Below are 20,691 nucleotides of genomic sequence, written 5' to 3'. Positions count from 1 at the left end.
ACAGAATGTAAATTATTAATTTTGATGTATAATGGCTCCAATACATTTATAGATGATTTTTTTAAGGTACATAGTCTTAATTTTCCCAGTTTTTCTTTTTGCACAAACCCATCCTGCTGAAAAAGATAAATTGGAAGATGGTTATATTATTTTTGAAGGAGATTCTCTTTCTACCGTTGAGCTAGACGAAGTTATTATTTTAGATAAGCTTAAATTTGCAAGTAAAGAGGACAGGTTACGCTATTTAATTTTAAGACGAAAAACATTAAAAGTATATCCTTATGCTACATTGGCTTCGGAACGGTTGGATACCTTAAACAAACGTTTGGAATTGCTAAAAAGTAATAGTGAAAAAAGGAGGTACACACGAATGATTCAAAAATATATAGAAGGTGAATTTACGGATAAATTAAAGAAATTTACGCGCACAGAAGGCCAAATACTGGTTAAACTCATACATAGACAAACAGGGGAAACAGCCTTTGGTTTGGTAAAAGATTTGCGTAGTGGTTGGCGGGCCTTTTGGTACAACACAACGGCCAGTATGTTTGATATTTCATTAAAAAGGGAGTACGACCCTATGCATGTTCAAGAAGATTATTTAATTGAAGACATTTTACAACGAAGTTTTAGAAGTGGCTTATTAAAACGTCAAGATGCGGCATTAAAATTTAATTTCGCTGATTTAACCGAAAAGTGGAATACTACCAAATAGGAATTCATGCGAATACAATCCCCTTTCGAAGAAAAACTTAATGCTATCTCTCATGCAGTTGGTGCTTTATTTGGTATTTGCGCTTTATTAATATTAATGGTTTATAATACCAACAAAACGGAGTATAGTTTATTTAGTATTATTGTATATGGTTTGTCCATCATAATGCTATTTTCAGCTTCTACATTATACCATGCCGTTAAGAACGAAAAGAAGAAACACCTTTTTAGAATTGTAGATCATATTAGTATTTATTTTTTAATAGCGGGTACTTATACGCCTGTTTTATTGATTACCCTAGAGCAGAGTAGTGGCTGGACTTTATTTTACATCGTTTGGGGTATTGCTTTGTTTGGCGTTATTTTAAAACTGTTTTTTACTGGTAGGTTTGAGATATTTTCGACCTCACTGTATTTAGTTATGGGTTGGCTGATTGTATTCGATTTTTCTAATTTGTCCCAAGCCATTGGAGAGCGTGGTGTTTTATGGTTATTTGCTGGAGGATTAGCCTATTCTCTCGGTATTATTTTTTACGCTGTAAAAGCGATACCCTTCAATCATGTTATTTGGCATGTGTTTGTTTTGGCAGGAGCGATGTGCCATTTTTTTATGATTTTCTTCTATGTGATTTAGAAAACCATGTATGTATGTTATCAATCAAAAATGAATTATGATTAAAATGATTCCAGCAACTTCTAAAGCCGATTTTGAATCTATTTCAAAATTAGCCCGTATTATTTGGTATGAGCATTATCCTTCTATCATCAGTATAGAGCAAATTGAATACATGCTCAAAAAATTTAATTCAGCAAATGCTATAGAAGAACAAGTGGCAGATGGTGTTTTGTTTTATAATGTCATGTTTAATGATGAAATCGTTGGTTATGTAGGTATAAAACAGGAAGTTGATTTTTTATTTATTAGAAAATTATATCTTTTAAAAGCCTATAGAGGAAAGAAAATAGCAAAAGGTATATTACAATTTGTTGAATCTAAAGCGGAGTCTTATAACTTAAAAAGTATCCGGCTGTATGTGAATAAATATAACATAAATTCTATTCTTGCTTATGAAAAAATGGGGTTTGTAAAAATCAATGCTATGGTTACCAACATAGGTGATGGTTTTGTGATGGATGATTATGAAATGGAGAAAAAATGGAATGATTGAATCAATGTTATTTCAACTTTTCAACATCAATTTTAAATAAATTGGCTGCATTTTTCCATAAAATCAATTCTTTTTTCTCATCAGGTAAATCAAGTTGATTCATAAATTTTAGATAGGAATCCATATTGGAAATGGGCCAATCGGTTCCATATAATAAATAATTAGGGTCGCCAGCGTAGGTAATCATCTCTTCAATTTCCTTTTTCATGAAACGCTCAAACTTTTCTGAAAAATTGCCTAGTACCAATCCAGAAATATCCGCATGTACATTTTTGTTCTTATAAACCACTTCCATACAATCTCGAATCCAAGGATTTCCAACATGGCAAATCACAATTTTTAAATCAGGATAATCTACTGCCAAATCATCAAGATGTATGGGGTGTGAGTATTTAATCTTTCCAGTCGGGGCATAGGTGTCCCCAGAATGAAACATTACAGGCACATCATATTCAATAGCCATATCATAAACTACTTTTAAGCGGCTGTCGTTGGGGTAAAAAGGCTCGTAGCCAGGATATAATTTTAAACCTTTAATAAGTTTTTGGTCTAAATAATGACTAATTTCATTAAGGTCTCTATGGGTGTAATTAAGATAACTTATTCCAGCAACTACTCCAAGGTTATTGTAACCTTTAATGGCTTCAACAACTTGTTTAGTACTTGGTCTATTTTGGTTTACTTTATAAGATGTTAGTACCAAAGAATAATCAACCTTATTATTTTTCATACTTTCAACAAGTCCATCGAGGCATGCTTCCAAAGAGATAACACGGTCTTCATGATAGTTGTTTATATGTGTGTGAATATCAATAATCATATTTTTAGCTATTAGTCTTCAATCACCTCTTTATATTCTTCAAAAAAGGTTTCAAAAAGATTCATGTGTACATTTAAAAATTCCATCACATCGCGCCAGGTGTTTTTGTTGTGAATGGATACTTTCTGTTCTAAAATAACATAAATTCTCGAGATTTCCTTGCCATTTTCTAATAAATATGCCTCATCAAATATGGCGTTGGGCAAATAATCATCTAGCAGAATAGATTTTAGTGATAACAATTTTTCCCAATATTTAATACGATTTTCTAGATCATCTTCCAAATCTAAAGCCACTAAAGCCGACTTGGTGTCAAAATGAAATTTAAAACTAAAACCTTTCAGTTTTGTGTCATACAGAATCCATTTTCTGGGAAATGATTTCCCAAAACTGGTCCAAAACTCTTGTCGTAATATGCGTGATTCTTCTTTACTGAACATTAATTTTTTGTAATTCCTGCAAAAAACAGGAATTCTCTTATTACATTATACGTCTAAATTTATAAGACTCCTGTCTTCGCAGGAATTACAAATCAAATAAAATAAGCCATACCAACTCCTAAAATAATAGCAACTAATTTTGATAAATTGAATTTATGCCCTTCGCTACTTTCAAATAAAATGGTGGTAGAAATATGAAAAAAGATACCAATTACAAAAGCATTTATAATATGTGCATAATCTTGAACCGCTTCAAAGGTATTTGAAATTAAGGTTCCGGTAGGCGTCATTAAAGCAAATACAATCAAAAAACTAGCCATTTGTTTTTTGTTGTAATTTGATTGCAATAAAAACATGGAAATTAAAGTTGCTATAGGTATTTTATGAATAAGCACGCCGTATACCATATCATTATGTTCATGTATGGAAAAACCTTCTAAAAAACTGTGAATACACAAACTAATAAACAATAACCATGGAAATGTGGTGTCGTGTTTATGGATATGTATATGACCATGCTCAGCACCTTTCGAGAAAAACTCTAAAATAATTTGCAACAAAATACCGCCCATTATAAAAAGCCCCGTAAGCTTGCTATCCAGATGTTGGTAAACTTCTGGTAGTAATTCAAATAAAGTCAGTGCCAACAAAAAAGAGCCACTAAAAGAGAGTAGAAGTTTGGTATTAAAAACCTTTTTTCCTTTAGAGAAAACAGCGATTATAAAACCTAAAATAACGGCTACTATTGGGAAAATATAATTATTCATGTATTATAAAGACTATTTAAAAATCATTACCAAACGTTCTGATGTTTGGGATCTAAATTTATTCAATTTATAGTCGCCAAAAACATCTAATAAATAGCAGTCCGCTTGTTCAAAAAGAGTTTCAAAATCTTTTAGAGTGAACATTTTAACACACTCCTGAAAATGATGTGATTCCCCATCGGCAACAAATGTAATATCTTTCAAAATATAATCATGCTTCACATAGTGTTTCAAATTGAAGTCGATCTTTCCAACAGTTGTAATCTCTTCAGGCAGGAGATTGTCAATTATTAATTCGGTATTCGCAACATCGATAACACCAAAACCAGTCTCGTTTAAATTAGCTTTAATCCCTTTTATGGTATTTAGGTAGTCTTCATCACGATCAATACGTCCAAAACTGCTGAATAAATTAAAAACAGCATCAAACTGCTGTTTATAAGGTTGACACATATTATGTACATCGAAACGCAAATGTTGGGTTTCAAACTTTTTGGCGTAAGCAATATTATTTTCAGATTGATCCACACCAGTCACATCAAATCCTATCTTATTAAGATACATAGCGTGTATCCCTCTGCCACAACCCCAATCTAAAATGGTACCCTGTTCTGGTAAGTTTAAGTAATTGGTTAGGGTATCCATAAACGCATGCGTTTCGACATTATCTATATCTTTGTATAAAATGTGATAATATGGTGTGTTATACCATGATGAAAACTGGTTCGTTGTGTCTTTAATCATATATTCTTTTAGGAGATTTCCACGTTTTAACGTAGTCAGGTTTTCCATTTAATCCTTACCTTAAATATCAATAAACATTACCTTTGCGGTAAAATTACGTTATTTTTGTAATGTATTTAAAGTAAATAATGGAAGAAAATTTTAACATGGTAGCCAAAACCCTATTTGGCTTTGAAGACTTATTGGCAAAAGAATTGACTCAATTAGGAGCACAAGATGTAAAAACGGGCGTGCGTAACGTTAGCTTTAGTGGGGATAAAGGGTTTATGTATAAAGCCAATTTAGCTTTGCGTACCGCTATTAAAATCTTAAAACCTATAGAAACCTTTATGGTAAGCAGTGAGCAAGACTTGTATAATAAGCTTTATGCTATGTCTTGGGAACAGTATGTAAAGCCTACAGGAACCATTGCTGTTGATGCTACCATTCATACGGAATTGTTTACAAACTCACTGTATATTGCCCAAAAAACCAAAGATGCTATTGTTGATAAGTTTAGAGATACCACTGGAGAACGTCCGAATGTCGATTTAAAATTCCCGGATTTAAAAGTAAATGTGCATATAGATAGAAACCAATGTACGATTTCTTTAGATTCTTCCGGAGATTCTTTACACAAACGCGGTTATAAAATAGCGACCAATATAGCACCTATTAATGAAGTGCTGGCAGCAGGGTTGGTGATGTTGTCTGGTTGGGACGGACAAACCGATTTTATGGATCCCATGTGTGGTTCTGGTACGGTGTTGATTGAAGCGGCGATGATAGCCTGTAATATACCGCCAAACCTCATGCGTAAAGAGTTTGCTTTTGAGCGTTGGCAAGATTGGGATGTTGATTTGTTTGAAAAAATTGAAGCATCACTACTTAATAAAACACGTGATTTTCATCATAAAATTATTGGGTATGATAAAGCTCCAAGTGCCGTTGCTAAAGCCAAAGACAATATTAAAAATGCCCAGTTAGAAGATTTTATTGAGGTAAAACATGAGGACTTTTTTAAAACCAAAAAAGGCGGTGACAATAAATTACACATGGTATTTAACCCTCCTTATGGTGAGCGTTTAAATATAGACATGCAAGAGTTTTATAAAAATATAGGTGATACGCTTAAACAAAATTATCCCAATACCGATGCTTGGTTTATTACCAGCAATTTAGATGCGCTTAAGCATGTGGGATTACGCCCCTCACGAAAAATACATTTATTTAATGCCAAATTGGAAGCCCGTTTGGTGAAGTTTGAAATGTATGCTGGGAGTAAAAAGGGGAAATATATGAATTAATCCCATTGCGAGGCACGATTCCATCTGTCCAATTTACCTCGTCATTGCGAGGAGGGACGACGAAGCAATCTGTTGATTTTTAGTTTTACATTGTGAGATTGCTTCGTGCCTCGCAATGACGTGAGATGTATGTTAGGAGTAAGAAAGGGAAGTATATGGACGCAATTTGTTAATTTTTAGTTCAATGTAATGAGGTTGCTTCGTGCCTCGCAATAACATTGTTTTAATCAAAATAAAAGAGCCAACCATCTGATAAATCTTTCCATTCTGGATTTACAAAATTTATTAAATCTTCTTTTCGTTTTCTGTTGCCTCCTTTTATTTGTTTTTCGCGAGCAATGGCTTTATTTATATCGTCAAACTCTTCAAAGTAAATGAGTTTATTACAATTGTATCTATCAGTAAAACCTTTGTAAGCTTTTGTTTTGTGTTGGTAAACTCTTTTTAATAAATCACTTGTAACACCAACATAAATAACGGTGTTGTTTTTATTAGTCATAAAATAAACAAATGATTTTTTCATACTTCAAATATATTAATTAAGTCATTGCGAGGAGGTACGACGAAGCAATCTGTTTATTTTAGTTCTACATCATGAGATTGCTTCGTGCCTCGCAATGACGTGAAATGTATGCTAGTAGTAAAAGGGGAAGTATATGAAGTAGAGAAGCACAAAGAGTTTTTAATAACAATGCTTTATTTAAATAAGATTTACATTCTATTTTATAAGAATATACCACCAGCAACTTCCAAACGTTGACCATTTATCCATTTGGCATCATCAGTACATAAAAAAGCCACCACACTACCAATATCTTCAGCTTCCCCAACACGACCTAAGGCAGTGAAATTGGCAACAGCTTCTCTTTTCTTGTCGTTGGTTTTATTTTCGCCACCACCAAATTCGGTTGCTATAGCGCCTGGAGCCACCACATTGGCCCCAATTTTTCTAGAAGCTAATTCTTTAGCAAGATATCTTGTAAAAACTTCTACAGCGCCTTTCATACTAGCATAGGCTGATGAATTTGGGAAACTGAATCGAGCCAATCCAGAAGAAATATTAATAATTCTACCACCATCATTTAAATATGGCAATACTTTTTGTGTTAAGAAATAAACCCCTTTAAAATGAATGTTATACATGACGTCTAAATCTTCTTCTGTTGTTTCAGCAAAAGGTTTGTAAATGCCAGTGCCCGCATTATTAATTAAAAAATCGAAACATCCTTTTTTGTTTTGAGATTTTAAATAGGAGGAAAGTTCGATATAAAAATTTTCAAAGTCTTTACTATTACTAGTATCTAATTGAAATGCTTTACCACTACTTCCTAGTTTATTGATTTCTGAAACAACTTCATTTGCTGCAGCTATATTTGAATGATAGGTAATAATAACATCAATCCCTTTTTTTTGCCAAATTAATAGCCATATCTCTACCTAAACCTCGGCTTCCGCCTGTTACTAATGCGATTTTATTTTTTGTCATGTTTAAATATTTTTGTTTATAGAAAGTTCAACGAATAGTCAAACTCATGTGTAGTTAAATTTACGTTTTTTATAGTAAAAACAAAAACTCCAATGCTTAGCATTGGAGTTTTTATATTATAGTTTTATAAAACTAGTATTTACTTTTCGTAACCTAATTTTTTATTAGCCCATGGAATAAAGAACTGTACATTGGGAGCATCTGTATGTCCGCCATCATGTTGTCTCCAAGCTAATTCACCATCCAACATATCTGTTAACATAGGAGGCATCACTTCAGTTATATAATTATTAGAGACCCCTAAATCCTTTGCACCTAACAATTTAAAAACGGATCCAGCAGCAATTGTGGACATATAACTGCCTTTTTGGTCTAGCCAAAGGGCATCTCCTTTTTCTGGAATACCATAACTAATAAAAGTGGGTTTGGGTGCCGCCATAGCAATGAATTCATGTGAATCTACGGGTAAATCACAACCTGTCATTTTTCCAAACTTACCTTTTTCAGCAGAGTATTTAATATAGTTTCCGGCCATCCAATGGTATTCACCAGAACTGCCTAAGTTTTCTACTGTTTCACCAAATATACGACGATGCAAAGCAGCTCCACCTTTACCTGAAGAACCAATTAAACCAATGGCGAAACGGTTTTCAAAGACCAAAGTGACCAATGCAGCTTTTCCGTAGCGAGACACTCCTTCAATGCCTACTTTTTTAGCATCCACTAAAGGGTCGGTTTCTAAATAATCCAATCCTCTAGCAGCACCCCAAGCCCAAGCACGAAGTGAGCCCCACTGTTCTGGAGTACGTGGCTGTCCTTTATTTACTAATCCAATGATGCCTCTGGTAAGTCCTGCACCATTATCAGCTTGAATACTCGCTGTTGAAATGGTAGCATAACCCCAGCCAGCTGCCAATAATTGTTCGGTTGGAGGTGAGTTGCCATCTACAGGAGGCGCAAAAAAGCCTGGTCCCGCTAATCTGGTAATGGGATTATATGCTGGATATCGATTGAAAATAGCTTCCATTTCTGGGTCATAATCAATCATCATGCTTTTAAAAGATTTATTTATTTTTTCAAGATCTTCAGTAGAAGGTTGAGCAGGAGCAGGTAATTGTGGATTACCAAACATCATAAGTACAGGCACTGGTCCTTTTACGTTTGTAGGTATCACGACCACCATTTCAATATCTACATTAATTAAAGGATAGGCACTATTGTCTACATGACCTACTAATTTTTTTGCTACTACTGGAACACGACCAACACGTTCATTATCCACTATTTCTACTTTCCAGGTAACACTAGGAACATTATCAGGTATACGCCCATAAACTTCACGTTCGAAAAGCTCAACCAGTTCTGGTCTTCGGGTTTTCCACCACATATCGACAGTAGTTACTTTTTTCCCTTTTTCAGTGACTAAAATTTCTGGTAACTCAGGACAAGGATTAGCAATGGCTTCGTCGTAATTTGCCGAATTTGGATTTGTTGGATCCCCGCTTTTGCCAGGTCTTACCTCAGTAATCCCTAATTGTTTCATCATATTGGCATGATCTTCTTGAGCTGTAAAGGTAGTTAGTGGGGGGTATTTGCTTGTGTCAACGGGGTTGGTTTGTGCTGTGGTGATATTAACTACGCAAAGCGTAAGTATTAGAAATACAAGTGGTTTCATGGTTTTAGTTTAGTTAATTATTTAGATGGTATTCAAAACTAAACTTTTTTTAAATAGCAATTTTTAAAAAATTGTTAAAAAGCAAATAACATATTCATTAGATAATTATGGTAAAACCATATTGTATTTAGAACTAAACTAAAAACAACCCACTAAGTTTCGTCTTACGGTTTGATTTTTCTATTTTTGCAAAAAAAATAAGCACAGACTATGTTATCAGTTTCAAACCTTTCCGTTCAATTTGGCAAACGCATTCTTTTCGATGAAGTAAGCACTACATTTAATCAAGGAAATTGCTATGGTATTATTGGCGCAAATGGTTCGGGAAAATCTACGTTTTTAAAAATTATTTCTGGGAAAATGGATCCAACATCTGGTCAGGTACATTTAGAACCAGGTAAACGTATGTCTGTATTGGAACAAAACCATAATTTGTATGACGAACATACTGTTTTGGAAACAGTTTTAATTGGTAACAAACCACTTTTTAAAATTAAAAGTGAAATGGATGCGTTGTATGCCGATTACTCTGATGAAAATGCCGATAGGATAGGGGAACTTCAGGTACAGTTTGAGGAAATGAATGGTTGGAATGCCGATAGTGATGCGGCTGCTATGTTATCTAGCTTAGGTATTAAAGAAGAATTTCATTATACGTTAATGAAAGATCTTGATGGGAAGCAAAAAGTACGTGTATTATTAGCACAGGCTTTGTTTGGGAATCCAGATGTGTTGATTATGGATGAGCCTACCAACGACTTGGATTATGAAACGATTCAATGGTTGGAAAATTTCTTAGCTAATTATGAAAACTGTGTGATAGTGGTGTCTCACGACCGTCATTTTTTAGATGCGGTGTGTACGCATATTTCTGATATTGACTTTGGAAAAATCAATCATTATTCTGGTAATTATACATTTTGGTATGAATCATCTCAGCTAGCTGCCCGCCAACGTGCACAGCAAAACAAAAAGGCAGAAGAGAAGAAGAAAGAATTAGAGGAATTTATACGTCGTTTCTCTGCCAACGTTGCTAAGAGTAAACAAGCAACCAGTAGAAAGAAAATGATTGATAAACTTAATATTTCGGATATTAGGCCAACAAGTCGTCGTTATCCTGCTATTATTTTCGAACGAGATAGAGAGGCAGGAGATCAAATTCTAAACATACAAGGCTTGGCTTCGTCTATTGATGGTGAGGTACTTTTTAAAGATATTGATTTGAATCTCACTAAAGGTGATAAAGTGGTTGTTTTTTCAAAAGATTCCAGAGCAACTACGGCATTTTATCAAATATTAAACAATAAAGAAAAACCAGATGCTGGTAAATTTGATTGGGGAATTACTACCACACAATCCTATCTTCCACTTGATAATAGTGAATACTTTGATAATAATTTATCGTTAGTAGATTGGTTACGCCAATGGGCCACTACCGAAGAAGAGCGAGAGGAAGTCCATATTCGTGGGTTTTTGGGGAAAATGATTTTTAGTGGCGAGGAGGCTTTAAAAAAATCGAATGTGCTTTCTGGAGGCGAAAAAGTGCGTTGCATGTTAAGTAGAATGATGATGGTTAGAGCAAACGTTTTAATGTTAGACGAACCTACGAATCACTTGGATTTAGAGAGTATTACTGCATTCAATAATTCGCTTACAAACTTTAAAGGGACCATTTTGTTTACCACTCATGACCATGAGTTTGCGCAAACTGTTGCCAATAGGGTTGTAGAATTAACACCAAATGGCATTATTGATAGATATACTACATTTGATGAGTATATGCAAGACTCAAAAATTAAGGAGTTACGTGATAAAATGTATACGGAAACAGTTTAGACTGTCATTCTTGCGAAAGCAAATCTATAAAAATTATACTGTTTAAATGGATTTCTGCTTTCGCGGAAATAGACAATATATTAAGATTCAAATTCAGCCGTAACGCTCCCAACAACTTCAATAGCTTTAGCCAGTTCGTCTTTATGGACATAGATTTCTTGTAATCCTTGAATTGATGACCCGAAACCAGCTAAACGCCCAGATTCTGTTTCATCTTTAATAACAGGACTGATGCCTATTGAATTTAACTTGTCGGATATTAATTGAACTATTATAAAACTGCCTGTAAATACTTTTATATAATTAGAGTCTGTCATGATTTTTAATTTAGTTATCTTCTTAAAGATACAAAAAATAAAACCAGCATTTGCTGGTTTTATTTTTTTATTAACAGTTAGTTGAGCAGGAAACTATCTCAATTCAGCACCCAATTGTGTTTCGAAATTATTTTGGAGTGTTTTCATTATTTTGTCTATTTGTTTATCTGTAAGTGTATTACCTTCATCTTGTAATGTAAAACTAACTGCATAGCTTTTTTTCCCAGCAGGCAGGTTTTTTCCTTGATAAACATCGAATAAATTAACGTTTTTAAGCAGTTGTTTTTCACTTTGTTTAGCTAATTTATAAATAGACTCAAAAGTGATCTTGTCATCTACAAGCAATGCAAAATCGCGTCGTACTTCAGGATACTTTGGAATGGCTTTAAACTTAATGGAGTTATGTTTAACAACCTCTAGAATGGCATCCCAATGGATATCAGCAAACAAAACTTCTTGAGAAATATCAAAATGTTTTAAAATGGATTTTTTTACCAAGCCGAAATCAAGCAATTTGTTTTTTCCAAGACTGATGGTTAAACCTTCACTAAAGACATCATTGTTAATGGGGGTTTCAGAATATCTTGAAATGCCTAGACGTTCTAATAATGAATTTATAGTGCCTTTAAGAAAAAAGAAATCACTTTTTTCTTTTGAAGCTTGCCAATGTTCTTGATTTTTATTGCCAGTTACAAATAGGGTTAAGTGTTTAAATTCTTCTCGTTTATCTCCAAAAGCATGATATGTTTTTCCGAATTCAAATAATTTTAAGTCACTTCTTTTTCGGTTGATATTATACGAAACGGCTTCTAATCCAGAAAACAATAAAGATTGTCGTAATACAGATAAATCGCTACTTAACGGATTGATTATATTTATATTATGGTCTTTATTTAATTGATCTGTTAAAGTGATGTAATGAGGTGATGTAAGCGAGTTAGCCATAATCTCAAAAAAGCCTTGTGATGCTAATTGGTTACCAACAATATTCTGTATTTTATGATCTTCAAAACGAGATGAGCTGGAAACAGACGCATTCAATTTTTCACTTGTTTTAATATTATTATAGCCATAAACGCGCAAAATTTCCTCAATAATATCGGCTTCCCGAACCACATCGTTTCTGTAGGATGGTACTGTTAGCCCTAAACCAGTTTCTGTAACATTATTGATTTTTATTTCTAAAGATGTTAATATGCGTTTGATGATTTCTTTAGGGATTTCTTCACCTATCAATTTTTCTGCATTTTCAAAGCTTAAGCGTACTTGGAAATCTTCTATTTTCTTAGGATAAATATCGACAATATCAGATGTTATTTCGCCACCAGCAATTTCCTGGATTAATAAAGCAGCGCATTTAAGTGCGTATTCAGTGATGTTTGGATCAATACCACGTTCAAATCTAAAAGAGGCATCGGTATTTAATCCGTGACGCTTTGCGGATTTACGAATGCTAACAGGATTAAAATAAGCACTTTCTAAAAATATACTGGTTGTGTTTTCTGAAACGCCCGAATGAATCCCACCAAAAACACCTGCGATACACATGGGTTTTTCGATATCACAAATCATTAAATCGTCTTCGTGTAATTCACGCTCAATACCATCTAAAGTAACGAATTTTGTTCCAGAAGGGACTGTTTTAACTTCAATTTTATTGCCAGATATTTTACTGGCATCAAAGGCATGAAGTGGTTGGCCTAAATCGTGTAACACGTAATTCGTGGCGTCAACAATATTGTTTATTGGTTTTAATCCAATAGCTTTCAATCGATTTTGCAACCAAGCAGGAGATTCTTGTACTTTTATTCCAGAAATACTGATTCCACAGTACCGAGGAGCCAATTCTTTATTTTTAACTTCGACATCAATTTTTAATGTTCTACTATCAACGTGGAAGGCGCTTACGGACGGCGTGATAAACTCTAAAGTAATGTCTTTTTGAATTAAACCAGCTCTTAAATCACGAGCTGTTCCTAAATGACTCATGGCATCAGCTCTGTTAGGAGTTAGTCCTATTTCAAAAACATGGTCATTTTCAATATCAAAAATGTCTGCTACTGGTTTGCCAACGTCATATGTATCATCTAAAACTAAAATTCCATCATGCGACTTCCCTAAACCAAGTTCATCTTCGGCGCAAATCATACCAAAACTTTCTTCACCACGGATCTTACCTTTTTTAATGGTCCAAGCTCCGCCTTCTTCTGTGTAAAGGGTTGTGCCAATGGTTGCTACGGGTACTTTTTGCCCAACAGCCACATTAGGCGCACCACATACAATTTGCAAAGGAGCTTCCTCTCCAATATTAACTGTTGTGATTTTTAAATTGTCAGCATTTGGGTGTTTTATACAGGTTAAAACCTCTCCAACTACAACACCTTCTAACCCTCCTTTTACAGATTGATAGGATTCAATGCCTTCAACCTCCAGGCCTAAATCTGTTAATAATTCACCTGTTTGTTCGGGTGTCCAATCTATCTTTATAAATTGTTTTAACCAATTGTATGAAATCTTCATGAATTCGTTTTTGTTAAGGGGGCAAAGATAATAATAGAAAACAGGAATTGAAATGTTAAATTATTTTTTATTAAATAAATATTTGTTTCAATACGTTAATTTTATGGTTAATCATTTACAGTTTATTATTATGGATTGTTTGTGAGTATATGATTGAAAAAAAATAAAAATACACAAAAATGAGAACTATTATTATTGCCTCGGATTTTTCAAATGAAGCTAAAAATGCTACCGAATATGTTATAAAATTATCTGAAAGAGTTGATGTTAAATTGGTTGTTTTCCATCTTCATAAAATCTCCATTCATTCTGAAAATGCTAGACTTCCTTATTTAGTAGTTAAAGAATCTATAGAAAAGAGCCATGGAGAGTTGGAAAAGAGGATCAAAAGCCTTTCTGATGAATATGGTGTTTTTATTGAATTTGATTGGGCTATGGGCGATTTTTACGAACAGTTGCAGCTATCTGTGGAGCGTCATCAAGCAGATGTGGTGGTGATGGGAATGGATGACAAGTCGTTAGAGCAGGATTTGTTAGGAAGTACAACTACAGGAGCCATTCATAAGATTAAAGTACCTATTTTGGCTATTCCGTTGAAAGCTAAGTTTACTGGAATAAAAAAAGTACTGTTTGCCTGTGATATAGAAAAAGGGGTCGATATGGAGGTTTTAGATAAAGTAAAAGAAGCTGTTTTTAACTTAAACGCAGAATTGGAAGTTTTTCACGTCAGCAATAGTTTGGACAAGATAGAACAAAATAAGCATGTTTTAAAGGGGATTAATAAAGGGTTTGAAGGAATTAGTTATATGTACAAGGAAGTGAAGTCTGATGCGGTGATACATGAAATTGAAGAAGAACTAAAAAGAATAGAAGCTGATTTGTTAATTATGGTGCCTTATGAATATGGGTTTTGGTCATCTTTGGTGCACAAAAGTAAAACGAGGGTTATGATTTCAGGAATGGATATTCCGTTATTGTCTATTCATGCTTAACTTTGGGTTAGTACTGTTTTAAGTGAAATATCTATATGCAATATATAAGAGGGAGAATGGTGCTTGTTGGGCAGTCGGAATATTTTAATTTACGGATAGTACGTATAGGTTCTAAAAAGTTAGACCTTCAAATAGAACGTAATGCACTTTTTTGAAGGTCTACTTTTTATCCATGTATCGTTTCGTGTTTACCATAGTTTTTTATAATATGGCTTTCAAATTCTACGAGTTCTTTCCAACGTTTTTCAACATCAATATCTTTTCCGTATTTTCTAGCAAACCCTATAAATGTGGTGTAATGACCAGCTTCGCTAATCATTAAATCATTATAGAATTTAGCGAGTTCTGGGTCTTTTATTTCTTTAGAAAGTAACTTAAAACGCTCACAACTCCTAGCTTCAATCATGGCAGAAAAAAGCAATCTGTCTACCATACATTGCAATCTGTTTCCACCTTTATTCATGAATTTATAAAGTTCGTTTACGTAACTGTCTTTTCGTTCCCTACCAAGTTTATAGCCACGCTTTTTAATAATCTCATGCACCATTTGAAAATGTTCTAATTCTTCTTTGGCGAGGTTTAGTAGGTCTGTAACCAAATCGGTATGCTCAGAATTTAAAGTAATAATGGTGATGGCATTGGTCGCGGCTTTTTGTTCGCACCAAGCATGATCTGTTAATATCTCTTCTAGATTGCTTTCTACAATATTCACCCATCTTGGGTCGGTTTCTAGTTTTAAATGGAGCATGATTTGTTTTTTGGTAAATGTAAATTATTATTTGGTATTTTATTAGGATATGTAATTCCAGATATTCTTGAATTTGCCCAATTCTTGATAGGTGTTAAGTATGGTTTTGTTTTCTGAAAGCGATAATGTTGGGTCATTATTCAGTATTTTTTTTGCATAAAAACGGGCATTTTGTAAAATGTCTTTATCTTTAATGATATCGGCAATTTTTAGGTTTAAAATGCCGCTTTGTTGCGTTCCCATAATATCTCCTGGACCCCGTAAACGTAAATCCACTTCAGCAATTTCAAAGCCGTCAGATGTTCTTACCATAGTTTCCAGCCTTGTTTTACTATCATTACTTAATTTATGTCCCGTCATTAAAATGCAATAGCTTTGTTCGGCACCTCGTCCTACGCGTCCACGCAATTGGTGTAACTGCGATAATCCAAAGCGTTCGGCACTTTCAATAATCATGACAGATGCATTGGGGACATTGACGCCTACTTCAATAACGGTAGTGGCCACCATGATGTTTGTTTCACCTTTTATGAAACGCTGCATTTCATAATCTTTGTCGGCAGGTTTCATTTTACCATGAACAATGGAGATTTGGTAATCGGGTAAAGGGAAATCCCTGGAGATACTTTCATAGCCATCCATCAAATCTTTATAATCCATAGTTTCACTTTCTTGAATCAAAGGGTACACGATATAAATTTGTCTACCCTTGGTTATTTCATCTCGAATAAATTTGAATACATTCAATCGGTTTTTGTCATACCGATGTACTGTTTTTATGGACTTTCTTCCAGGGGGTAATTCATCAATAATCGAGATGTCTAAATCCCCGTAAACAGACATTGCTAATGTTCTTGGAATGGGGGTGGCAGTCATGATTAAAACATGTGGTGGCGACGTGTTTTTCTTCCATAATCTGCTTCGTTGTTCTACGCCGAAACGATGTTGTTCGTCTATGATAGCAAGCCCTAAATTTTTAAATTTCACCTTGTTTTCAAGAAGAGCATGTGTCCCAATTAAGATGTCTAATTCGCCATTTTCTAAGGATTCATGAATTTTTTTTCTTTCTGAAGTTTTAGTTGAACCAGTTAATAGTTTTATTCTGATATTCAATTTATTACATAGCTCAACTAATCCGTTATAGTGTTGAACTGACAAAATTTCAGTAGGAGCCATTAAACATGCTTGGAAACCGTTGTCAAGTGCGATTAACATTGACATTAGTGCAACAATGGTCTTGCCAGAACCAACATCACCTTGCAAAAGCCGATTCATTTGTGCATTACTACCTAAATCGGCACGGATTTCTTTCAAAACCCGTTTCTGTGCATTGGTTAATTCGAAAGGCAAATGGTCGTTAAAAAACGTATTGAAATAGGTACCGACTTTCTCAAAAGGAAAGCCTTTTATTTTCGATTTATGAATGAGGTTTTTTAGAATCAATTGCAATTGGATATAGAAAAATTCCTCAAATTTTAATCGGTATTGCGCGCGTGCCAATAGTTCTTGGTTTTTGGGAAAATGCACATTAAATAATGCTTCACTTTTACTGATTAGTTTTAATTCTGAAAGTATATTTTCGGAAAGTGTTTCTTTAAATCTGCCATTCGTTTCCAAAAAAAGTTGTTGCATAATTTTACTAATCACGCGATTGGTGATGCCCTTATTTGATAATTTTTCAGTAGAAGGGTATACTGGTTGCATGGCAGAACGTAAATTTTTTTCATGTTCTTGAAGCAATTCCATTTCAGGATGTGGCATGCTAAATCTCCCATTGAACCAATTGGTTTTTCCGAAAATAACATAAGGTGTATTTAGCTTGATGCTTTCTCGAATCCATTTCTGTCCTCTAAACCAAACCAATTCCATAACGCCCGTTTCATCTTGAAAAGTCGCTACTAAGCGTTTTCCTTGTTGTTGGGCTACTTCTTTAAATTCGGTTATTTTGCCAATCACTTGCACATCCGCATTATTACGTTGTAATTGGTTTATTTTGTAATACTGTGTTCTATCAAGATATCTGTTTGGAAATAAGTTTATTAAATCCTGATAGGTGTGAATGCCCAATTCTGTACGTAATAAATCAGCCCGATTGGGACCAACGCCTTTTAAATAATCGATAGGAGTTTGGAGATTGGTGTTCATAGAACTAAAATACTGCTTTTGGTAATAATGACAAGGATTATTATTATTTTGGCTTAACCTTTGTTATAAAGACCTTATGAAGTTAACTGTAAATCTTATTGTCATTTTATTTTATTGCTTAATGCAAGCGCAACAGACGGATTATGTTGATTTTAAAACAGCAAAGGCAGATATTGTTTTTGGTGATTTGAATAAAAAAGAAGTTTATGGAACTATTTCTTATGAATTTGAAATTTTAAAAGATATTGATTCCATTTATATAGATGCGGCTGCTTTTACTGAAATAAAATATGTTTTAGATGGCAAGGAAGCAGGAACTTTGTATGATGGAAAACATTTAATTATCAAGCATCAATTCAAATCCAATACCCGGCATAAGATTGATATTACTTGGGAAACACGTCCAAAAAAAGCGATGTATTTTATTGATTGGGACAATGGAGGAAGTAATAAACAAATTTGGACCCAAGGGCAGGGTAAATATACGAGTAATTGGTTGCCTAGTTTTGATGACATGAATGAAAAGGTTGAATTTGATTTAACCATAACGTTCGATAAAGACTATGAGGTCATTGCTAACGGTAAACTCATAAATCAACAAATCAACGATTCAACAACCACTTGGCATTATGATATGAAACAGCCCATGTCTAGTTATTTAGTGGCCTTGGCCATTGGCAAATATGATAAAAAAACAGAAGCTTCAAAAAGCGGTGTTCCTCTGGAAATGTATTATTATCCGGAGGATTCTTTAAAATTCGAATCCACCTATCGTTATACCAAACAAATATTCGACTTTTTAGAAGATGAAATAGGCGTTTCTTATCCTTGGCAAAATTATAAACAGGTACCCGTTAAGGATTTTCTATATGCAGGCATGGAAAATACCAGTACAACTATTTTTTCTGATAGTTATGTTATAGATTCTATATCCTTTATTGATAAAAACTATGTGAATGTGAATGCTCATGAACTGGCACATCAATGGTTTGGGGATTTCGTTACAGAAACCTCTGGAACGCATCATTGGTTACAAGAAGGGTTTGCGACATATTATGCGTTATTAGCGGAGAAAGCGATTTTCGGAGCTGATTATTACTATTGGCAATTGTATCAATACGTCGATGAGCTTATGCAGCAAGATAAAGCAGGAGGAAGTACTGCGCTTTTGGATCCTAAATCAAGTAGTACGACGTTTTACAAAAAAGGCGCATTGGTATTGTATATGTTGAGGGAAAAGATAGGTGATACAGCTTTTAAAACAGCGATTAAAAATTATTTAAATAAGCATTCATTTAAAAATGTGCAGACTGATGATTTTATTAATGAGGTGGAAAAGGCGAGTGGGCAAAATTTGGATGAGTTTGTAAAGGTTTGGCTGGAAAGTGACGTGTTTGATAGTGGTGCTGTTCTAGAAAGTTTAAAACAATCAGCATTTATTGATAAGTATTTAAAGGTTGATTGTGAGGGGAATGAATTTAAATATTTAGAATACATGAATTCTAAAATTTCTGATGAATCAAAAATAAAATTGATTTCCCAGAATCCAATCTTTATCAGAAAGGAAGATTTTAATACTAGTTTGAAAGTCCGCCAGGCCGTAGCAAAATCCCTTTCAAAGATCCCTTTAGAATTAAAAGCAAATTATGAAACGCTCTTGGATGATACATCATATATAACCATGGAAACGGCTTTGTATAATTTATGGAATAATTTTCCTGAAGATAGAAATGAGTATTTGACCAAAACAAAAAACATTCAAGGATTTAACGACAAAAACATTAGAATACTATGGTTAACATTAGCTTTGGTTACTGAAGATTTTCAGCCAGAAAACAAACCAAAGTATTTTGAGGAACTAACAAACTATACAGATCCTAAATATCACTTTGAGGTCCGTCAAAATGCTTTTCAATACCTAAAATTAATAAATGCATGCCATGATGAATGCAATGAAAATTTAGAACAAGCTAGCAAGTCTCCTATTTGGCAATTTTCGAAAATGGCAAAGACGCTTCTTGAAAACAAATGATGCTATTTCCTTCTTTCGGTATTAGCAGGGTTTCGACATATTAAACAATCTGCCAAATAGGTAATGGAAAGTTCATAAACACCATTGGTTCTGCCAATTTTAGAAGTGTTTATATCATATGAAAAACCAAAACGCAATTGTTCAAATTCCAAGCCTACAAAGGTGTTTATAGATGTTAATAAATGACTATAAGAACTGTTTTTAGCAGGATTTGTAACTAACATTGCACCTAACATCAATTTCTCTAATTTTATAGTGGTACCAATATCCAATCTATTGTATTCCCCTTGTTGCATATAATTGGCAGAAATGAGCATGTCGTTTCTATCAAAATAAGGGAATTTATAATTAGCATGTATGGAGTAAAAAATATCTAAAGGCACATTTCCATTTTCTAAAAATGAAATATTTGGTCTGTTTAAATGTTTAATACTAGCCCCTAACCATAAATCGGTATCATTTCGGGTATTCTTTTTGTCGAAAACAAACCCAGCTGTAAAATCAAAAAAAGTGATGTTTCTATTGGCGTTTTGTGCAAAAGGGTCCGATGAAATAGGATTTATGGTCTCAGAATTTATATTTATTTGATCAGCAAGGACTAGATTTCTAAAATTAAAGGATTTTGTACCAAAACCAACTTCTATGGCGGGTCTAAAATACCAATCGTTCGCTAATGTTACATGGTATGAAAAATTAGCATTTCCCTGCAAATGGTTATAATTGGTATTGTTTTCATGTTGGTTTAAAATACTAAAGCCAAGTCCACCAACATTTTCAATCCAAGTATTAAAAAACGCGTATTCGGTATCTACTCTCAAATTTAGATTGGGCCATTGCGTTCTATGGATTAAACCAAGATAGGAGGCGTCTTCAAAACCCGAAAATCCAGGATTTAAAGTTTCTGGAACTAAAAAGAATTGGGAAAAAACGGGATCTTGAGCATTTACTTTCAAGCAAAGACAACTCATGATTATTAGGGTTGATATTTTGATTTTCATTA

The 20,691-nt window shown here is 33.9% G+C and carries 18 protein-coding genes and 1 pseudogene; 7 read left to right on the top strand and 12 right to left on the bottom strand.

Features of this window, described 5'->3' with window-relative positions; all coding sequences use genetic code 11:
* Positions 1 to 52: 52 nt before the first annotated feature.
* The 3 genes from DKT72_RS14680 to DKT72_RS14670 are packed head-to-tail and all read left to right on the top strand — an operon-like array spanning position 53 to position 1,883.
* Positions 53 to 715: a DUF4294 domain-containing protein gene (locus DKT72_RS14680; protein ID WP_111309495.1), complete on the top strand. Its 663-nt coding sequence runs from the start codon at positions 53 to 55 to the stop codon at positions 713 to 715.
* Positions 716 to 721: 6 nt separating this feature from the next.
* Positions 722 to 1,348 (top strand): PAQR family membrane homeostasis protein TrhA, encoded by a 627-nt coding sequence (gene trhA, locus DKT72_RS14675; RefSeq protein ID WP_111309494.1) that lies wholly within the window; start codon positions 722 to 724, stop codon positions 1,346 to 1,348.
* 37 nt (positions 1,349 to 1,385) lie between these two features.
* A complete protein-coding gene (locus DKT72_RS14670) occupies positions 1,386 to 1,883 on the top strand; it encodes a GNAT family N-acetyltransferase (RefSeq protein WP_111309493.1) in 498 nt (165 codons plus the stop codon).
* Between the two features lie 7 nt (positions 1,884 to 1,890).
* Here the strand turns inward: DKT72_RS14670 and DKT72_RS14665 are convergent, their stop codons facing one another.
* The 4 genes from DKT72_RS14665 to DKT72_RS14650 form a co-directional block, all read right to left on the bottom strand.
* A complete protein-coding gene (locus tag DKT72_RS14665; protein ID WP_111309492.1) occupies positions 1,891 to 2,703 on the bottom strand; it encodes an amidohydrolase family protein in 813 nt (270 codons plus the stop codon).
* Between the two features lie 11 nt (positions 2,704 to 2,714).
* Positions 2,715 to 3,143: a DUF4268 domain-containing protein gene (locus DKT72_RS14660; protein ID WP_111309491.1), complete on the bottom strand. Its 429-nt coding sequence runs from the start codon at positions 3,141 to 3,143 to the stop codon at positions 2,715 to 2,717.
* 92 nt (positions 3,144 to 3,235) lie between these two features.
* Positions 3,236 to 3,910, bottom strand: coding sequence for a ZIP family metal transporter (locus DKT72_RS14655; RefSeq protein ID WP_111309490.1), 675 nt, complete (start codon positions 3,908 to 3,910; stop codon positions 3,236 to 3,238).
* Positions 3,911 to 3,922: 12 nt separating this feature from the next.
* The gene (locus DKT72_RS14650) at positions 3,923 to 4,654 is read right to left on the bottom strand and encodes a class I SAM-dependent methyltransferase (protein WP_111309550.1); all 732 of its coding nucleotides are present in this window, start codon (positions 4,652 to 4,654) and stop codon (positions 3,923 to 3,925) included.
* 128 nt (positions 4,655 to 4,782) lie between these two features.
* Between DKT72_RS14650 and DKT72_RS14645 the strand changes: the two genes are divergently transcribed.
* On the top strand, positions 4,783 to 5,940 hold the full coding sequence (locus DKT72_RS14645) for a THUMP domain-containing class I SAM-dependent RNA methyltransferase (protein ID WP_111309489.1): 1,158 nt from the start codon (positions 4,783 to 4,785) through the stop codon (positions 5,938 to 5,940).
* Positions 5,941 to 6,163: 223 nt separating this feature from the next.
* Here the strand turns inward: DKT72_RS14645 and DKT72_RS14640 are convergent, their stop codons facing one another.
* The 3 genes and pseudogenes from DKT72_RS14640 to DKT72_RS14630 all read right to left on the bottom strand — a co-directional run bounded on the left by DKT72_RS14640 (position 6,164) and on the right by DKT72_RS14630 (position 9,101).
* Entirely contained in the window at positions 6,164 to 6,463 is a 300-nt protein-coding gene (locus DKT72_RS14640) for a GIY-YIG nuclease family protein (protein ID WP_111309488.1), read from the bottom strand.
* Positions 6,464 to 6,663: 200 nt separating this feature from the next.
* A pseudogene (locus DKT72_RS14635) lies at positions 6,664 to 7,426 on the bottom strand (SDR family oxidoreductase).
* Positions 7,427 to 7,565: 139 nt separating this feature from the next.
* Complete coding sequence (locus tag DKT72_RS14630; RefSeq protein WP_111309487.1) at positions 7,566 to 9,101, bottom strand: glucuronyl esterase domain-containing protein; 1,536 nt, start codon at positions 9,099 to 9,101, stop codon at positions 7,566 to 7,568.
* A gap of 210 nt (positions 9,102 to 9,311) precedes the next feature.
* Between DKT72_RS14630 and DKT72_RS14625 the strand changes: the two genes are divergently transcribed.
* Positions 9,312 to 10,937: an ABC-F family ATP-binding cassette domain-containing protein gene (locus DKT72_RS14625; protein ID WP_111309486.1), complete on the top strand. Its 1,626-nt coding sequence runs from the start codon at positions 9,312 to 9,314 to the stop codon at positions 10,935 to 10,937.
* 80 nt (positions 10,938 to 11,017) lie between these two features.
* Here DKT72_RS14625 and DKT72_RS14620 read toward each other — a convergent pair whose 3' ends face one another.
* Positions 11,018 to 11,254: a putative signal transducing protein gene (locus tag DKT72_RS14620; protein ID WP_111309485.1), complete on the bottom strand. Its 237-nt coding sequence runs from the start codon at positions 11,252 to 11,254 to the stop codon at positions 11,018 to 11,020.
* 93 nt (positions 11,255 to 11,347) lie between these two features.
* Positions 11,348 to 13,774: a phenylalanine--tRNA ligase subunit beta gene (pheT, locus tag DKT72_RS14615; protein WP_111309484.1), complete on the bottom strand. Its 2,427-nt coding sequence runs from the start codon at positions 13,772 to 13,774 to the stop codon at positions 11,348 to 11,350.
* 179 nt (positions 13,775 to 13,953) lie between these two features.
* Here pheT and DKT72_RS14610 point away from each other — a divergent pair, with 179 nt between their 5' ends.
* Positions 13,954 to 14,766, top strand: a complete 813-nt coding sequence (locus DKT72_RS14610; protein ID WP_111309483.1) for a universal stress protein — start codon at positions 13,954 to 13,956, stop codon at positions 14,764 to 14,766.
* Between the two features lie 166 nt (positions 14,767 to 14,932).
* Here the strand turns inward: DKT72_RS14610 and DKT72_RS14605 are convergent, their stop codons facing one another.
* Complete coding sequence (locus DKT72_RS14605) at positions 14,933 to 15,514, bottom strand: MiaE family protein (protein WP_111309482.1); 582 nt, start codon at positions 15,512 to 15,514, stop codon at positions 14,933 to 14,935.
* Positions 15,515 to 15,556: 42 nt separating this feature from the next.
* Positions 15,557 to 17,659 (bottom strand): ATP-dependent DNA helicase RecG, encoded by a 2,103-nt coding sequence (recG, locus tag DKT72_RS14600; RefSeq protein ID WP_111309481.1) that lies wholly within the window; start codon positions 17,657 to 17,659, stop codon positions 15,557 to 15,559.
* A 76-nt stretch (positions 17,660 to 17,735) separates the two neighbouring features.
* Here recG and DKT72_RS14595 point away from each other — a divergent pair, with 76 nt between their 5' ends.
* On the top strand, positions 17,736 to 19,691 hold the full coding sequence (locus DKT72_RS14595) for a M1 family metallopeptidase (RefSeq protein ID WP_111309480.1): 1,956 nt from the start codon (positions 17,736 to 17,738) through the stop codon (positions 19,689 to 19,691).
* Positions 19,692 to 19,693: 2 nt separating this feature from the next.
* On the opposite strand, the gene DKT72_RS14590 is transcribed toward DKT72_RS14595, so the two are convergent.
* Positions 19,694 to 20,689 (bottom strand): PorP/SprF family type IX secretion system membrane protein, encoded by a 996-nt coding sequence (locus DKT72_RS14590; RefSeq protein WP_111309479.1) that lies wholly within the window; start codon positions 20,687 to 20,689, stop codon positions 19,694 to 19,696.
* Between the last annotated feature and the right edge of the window lie 2 nt (positions 20,690 to 20,691).

The organism is Confluentibacter sediminis (genome assembly GCF_003258355.1).
GTDB lineage: Bacteria > Bacteroidota > Bacteroidia > Flavobacteriales > Flavobacteriaceae > Confluentibacter > Confluentibacter sediminis.
This window is presented reverse-complemented; position numbering and strand designations above follow the sequence as displayed.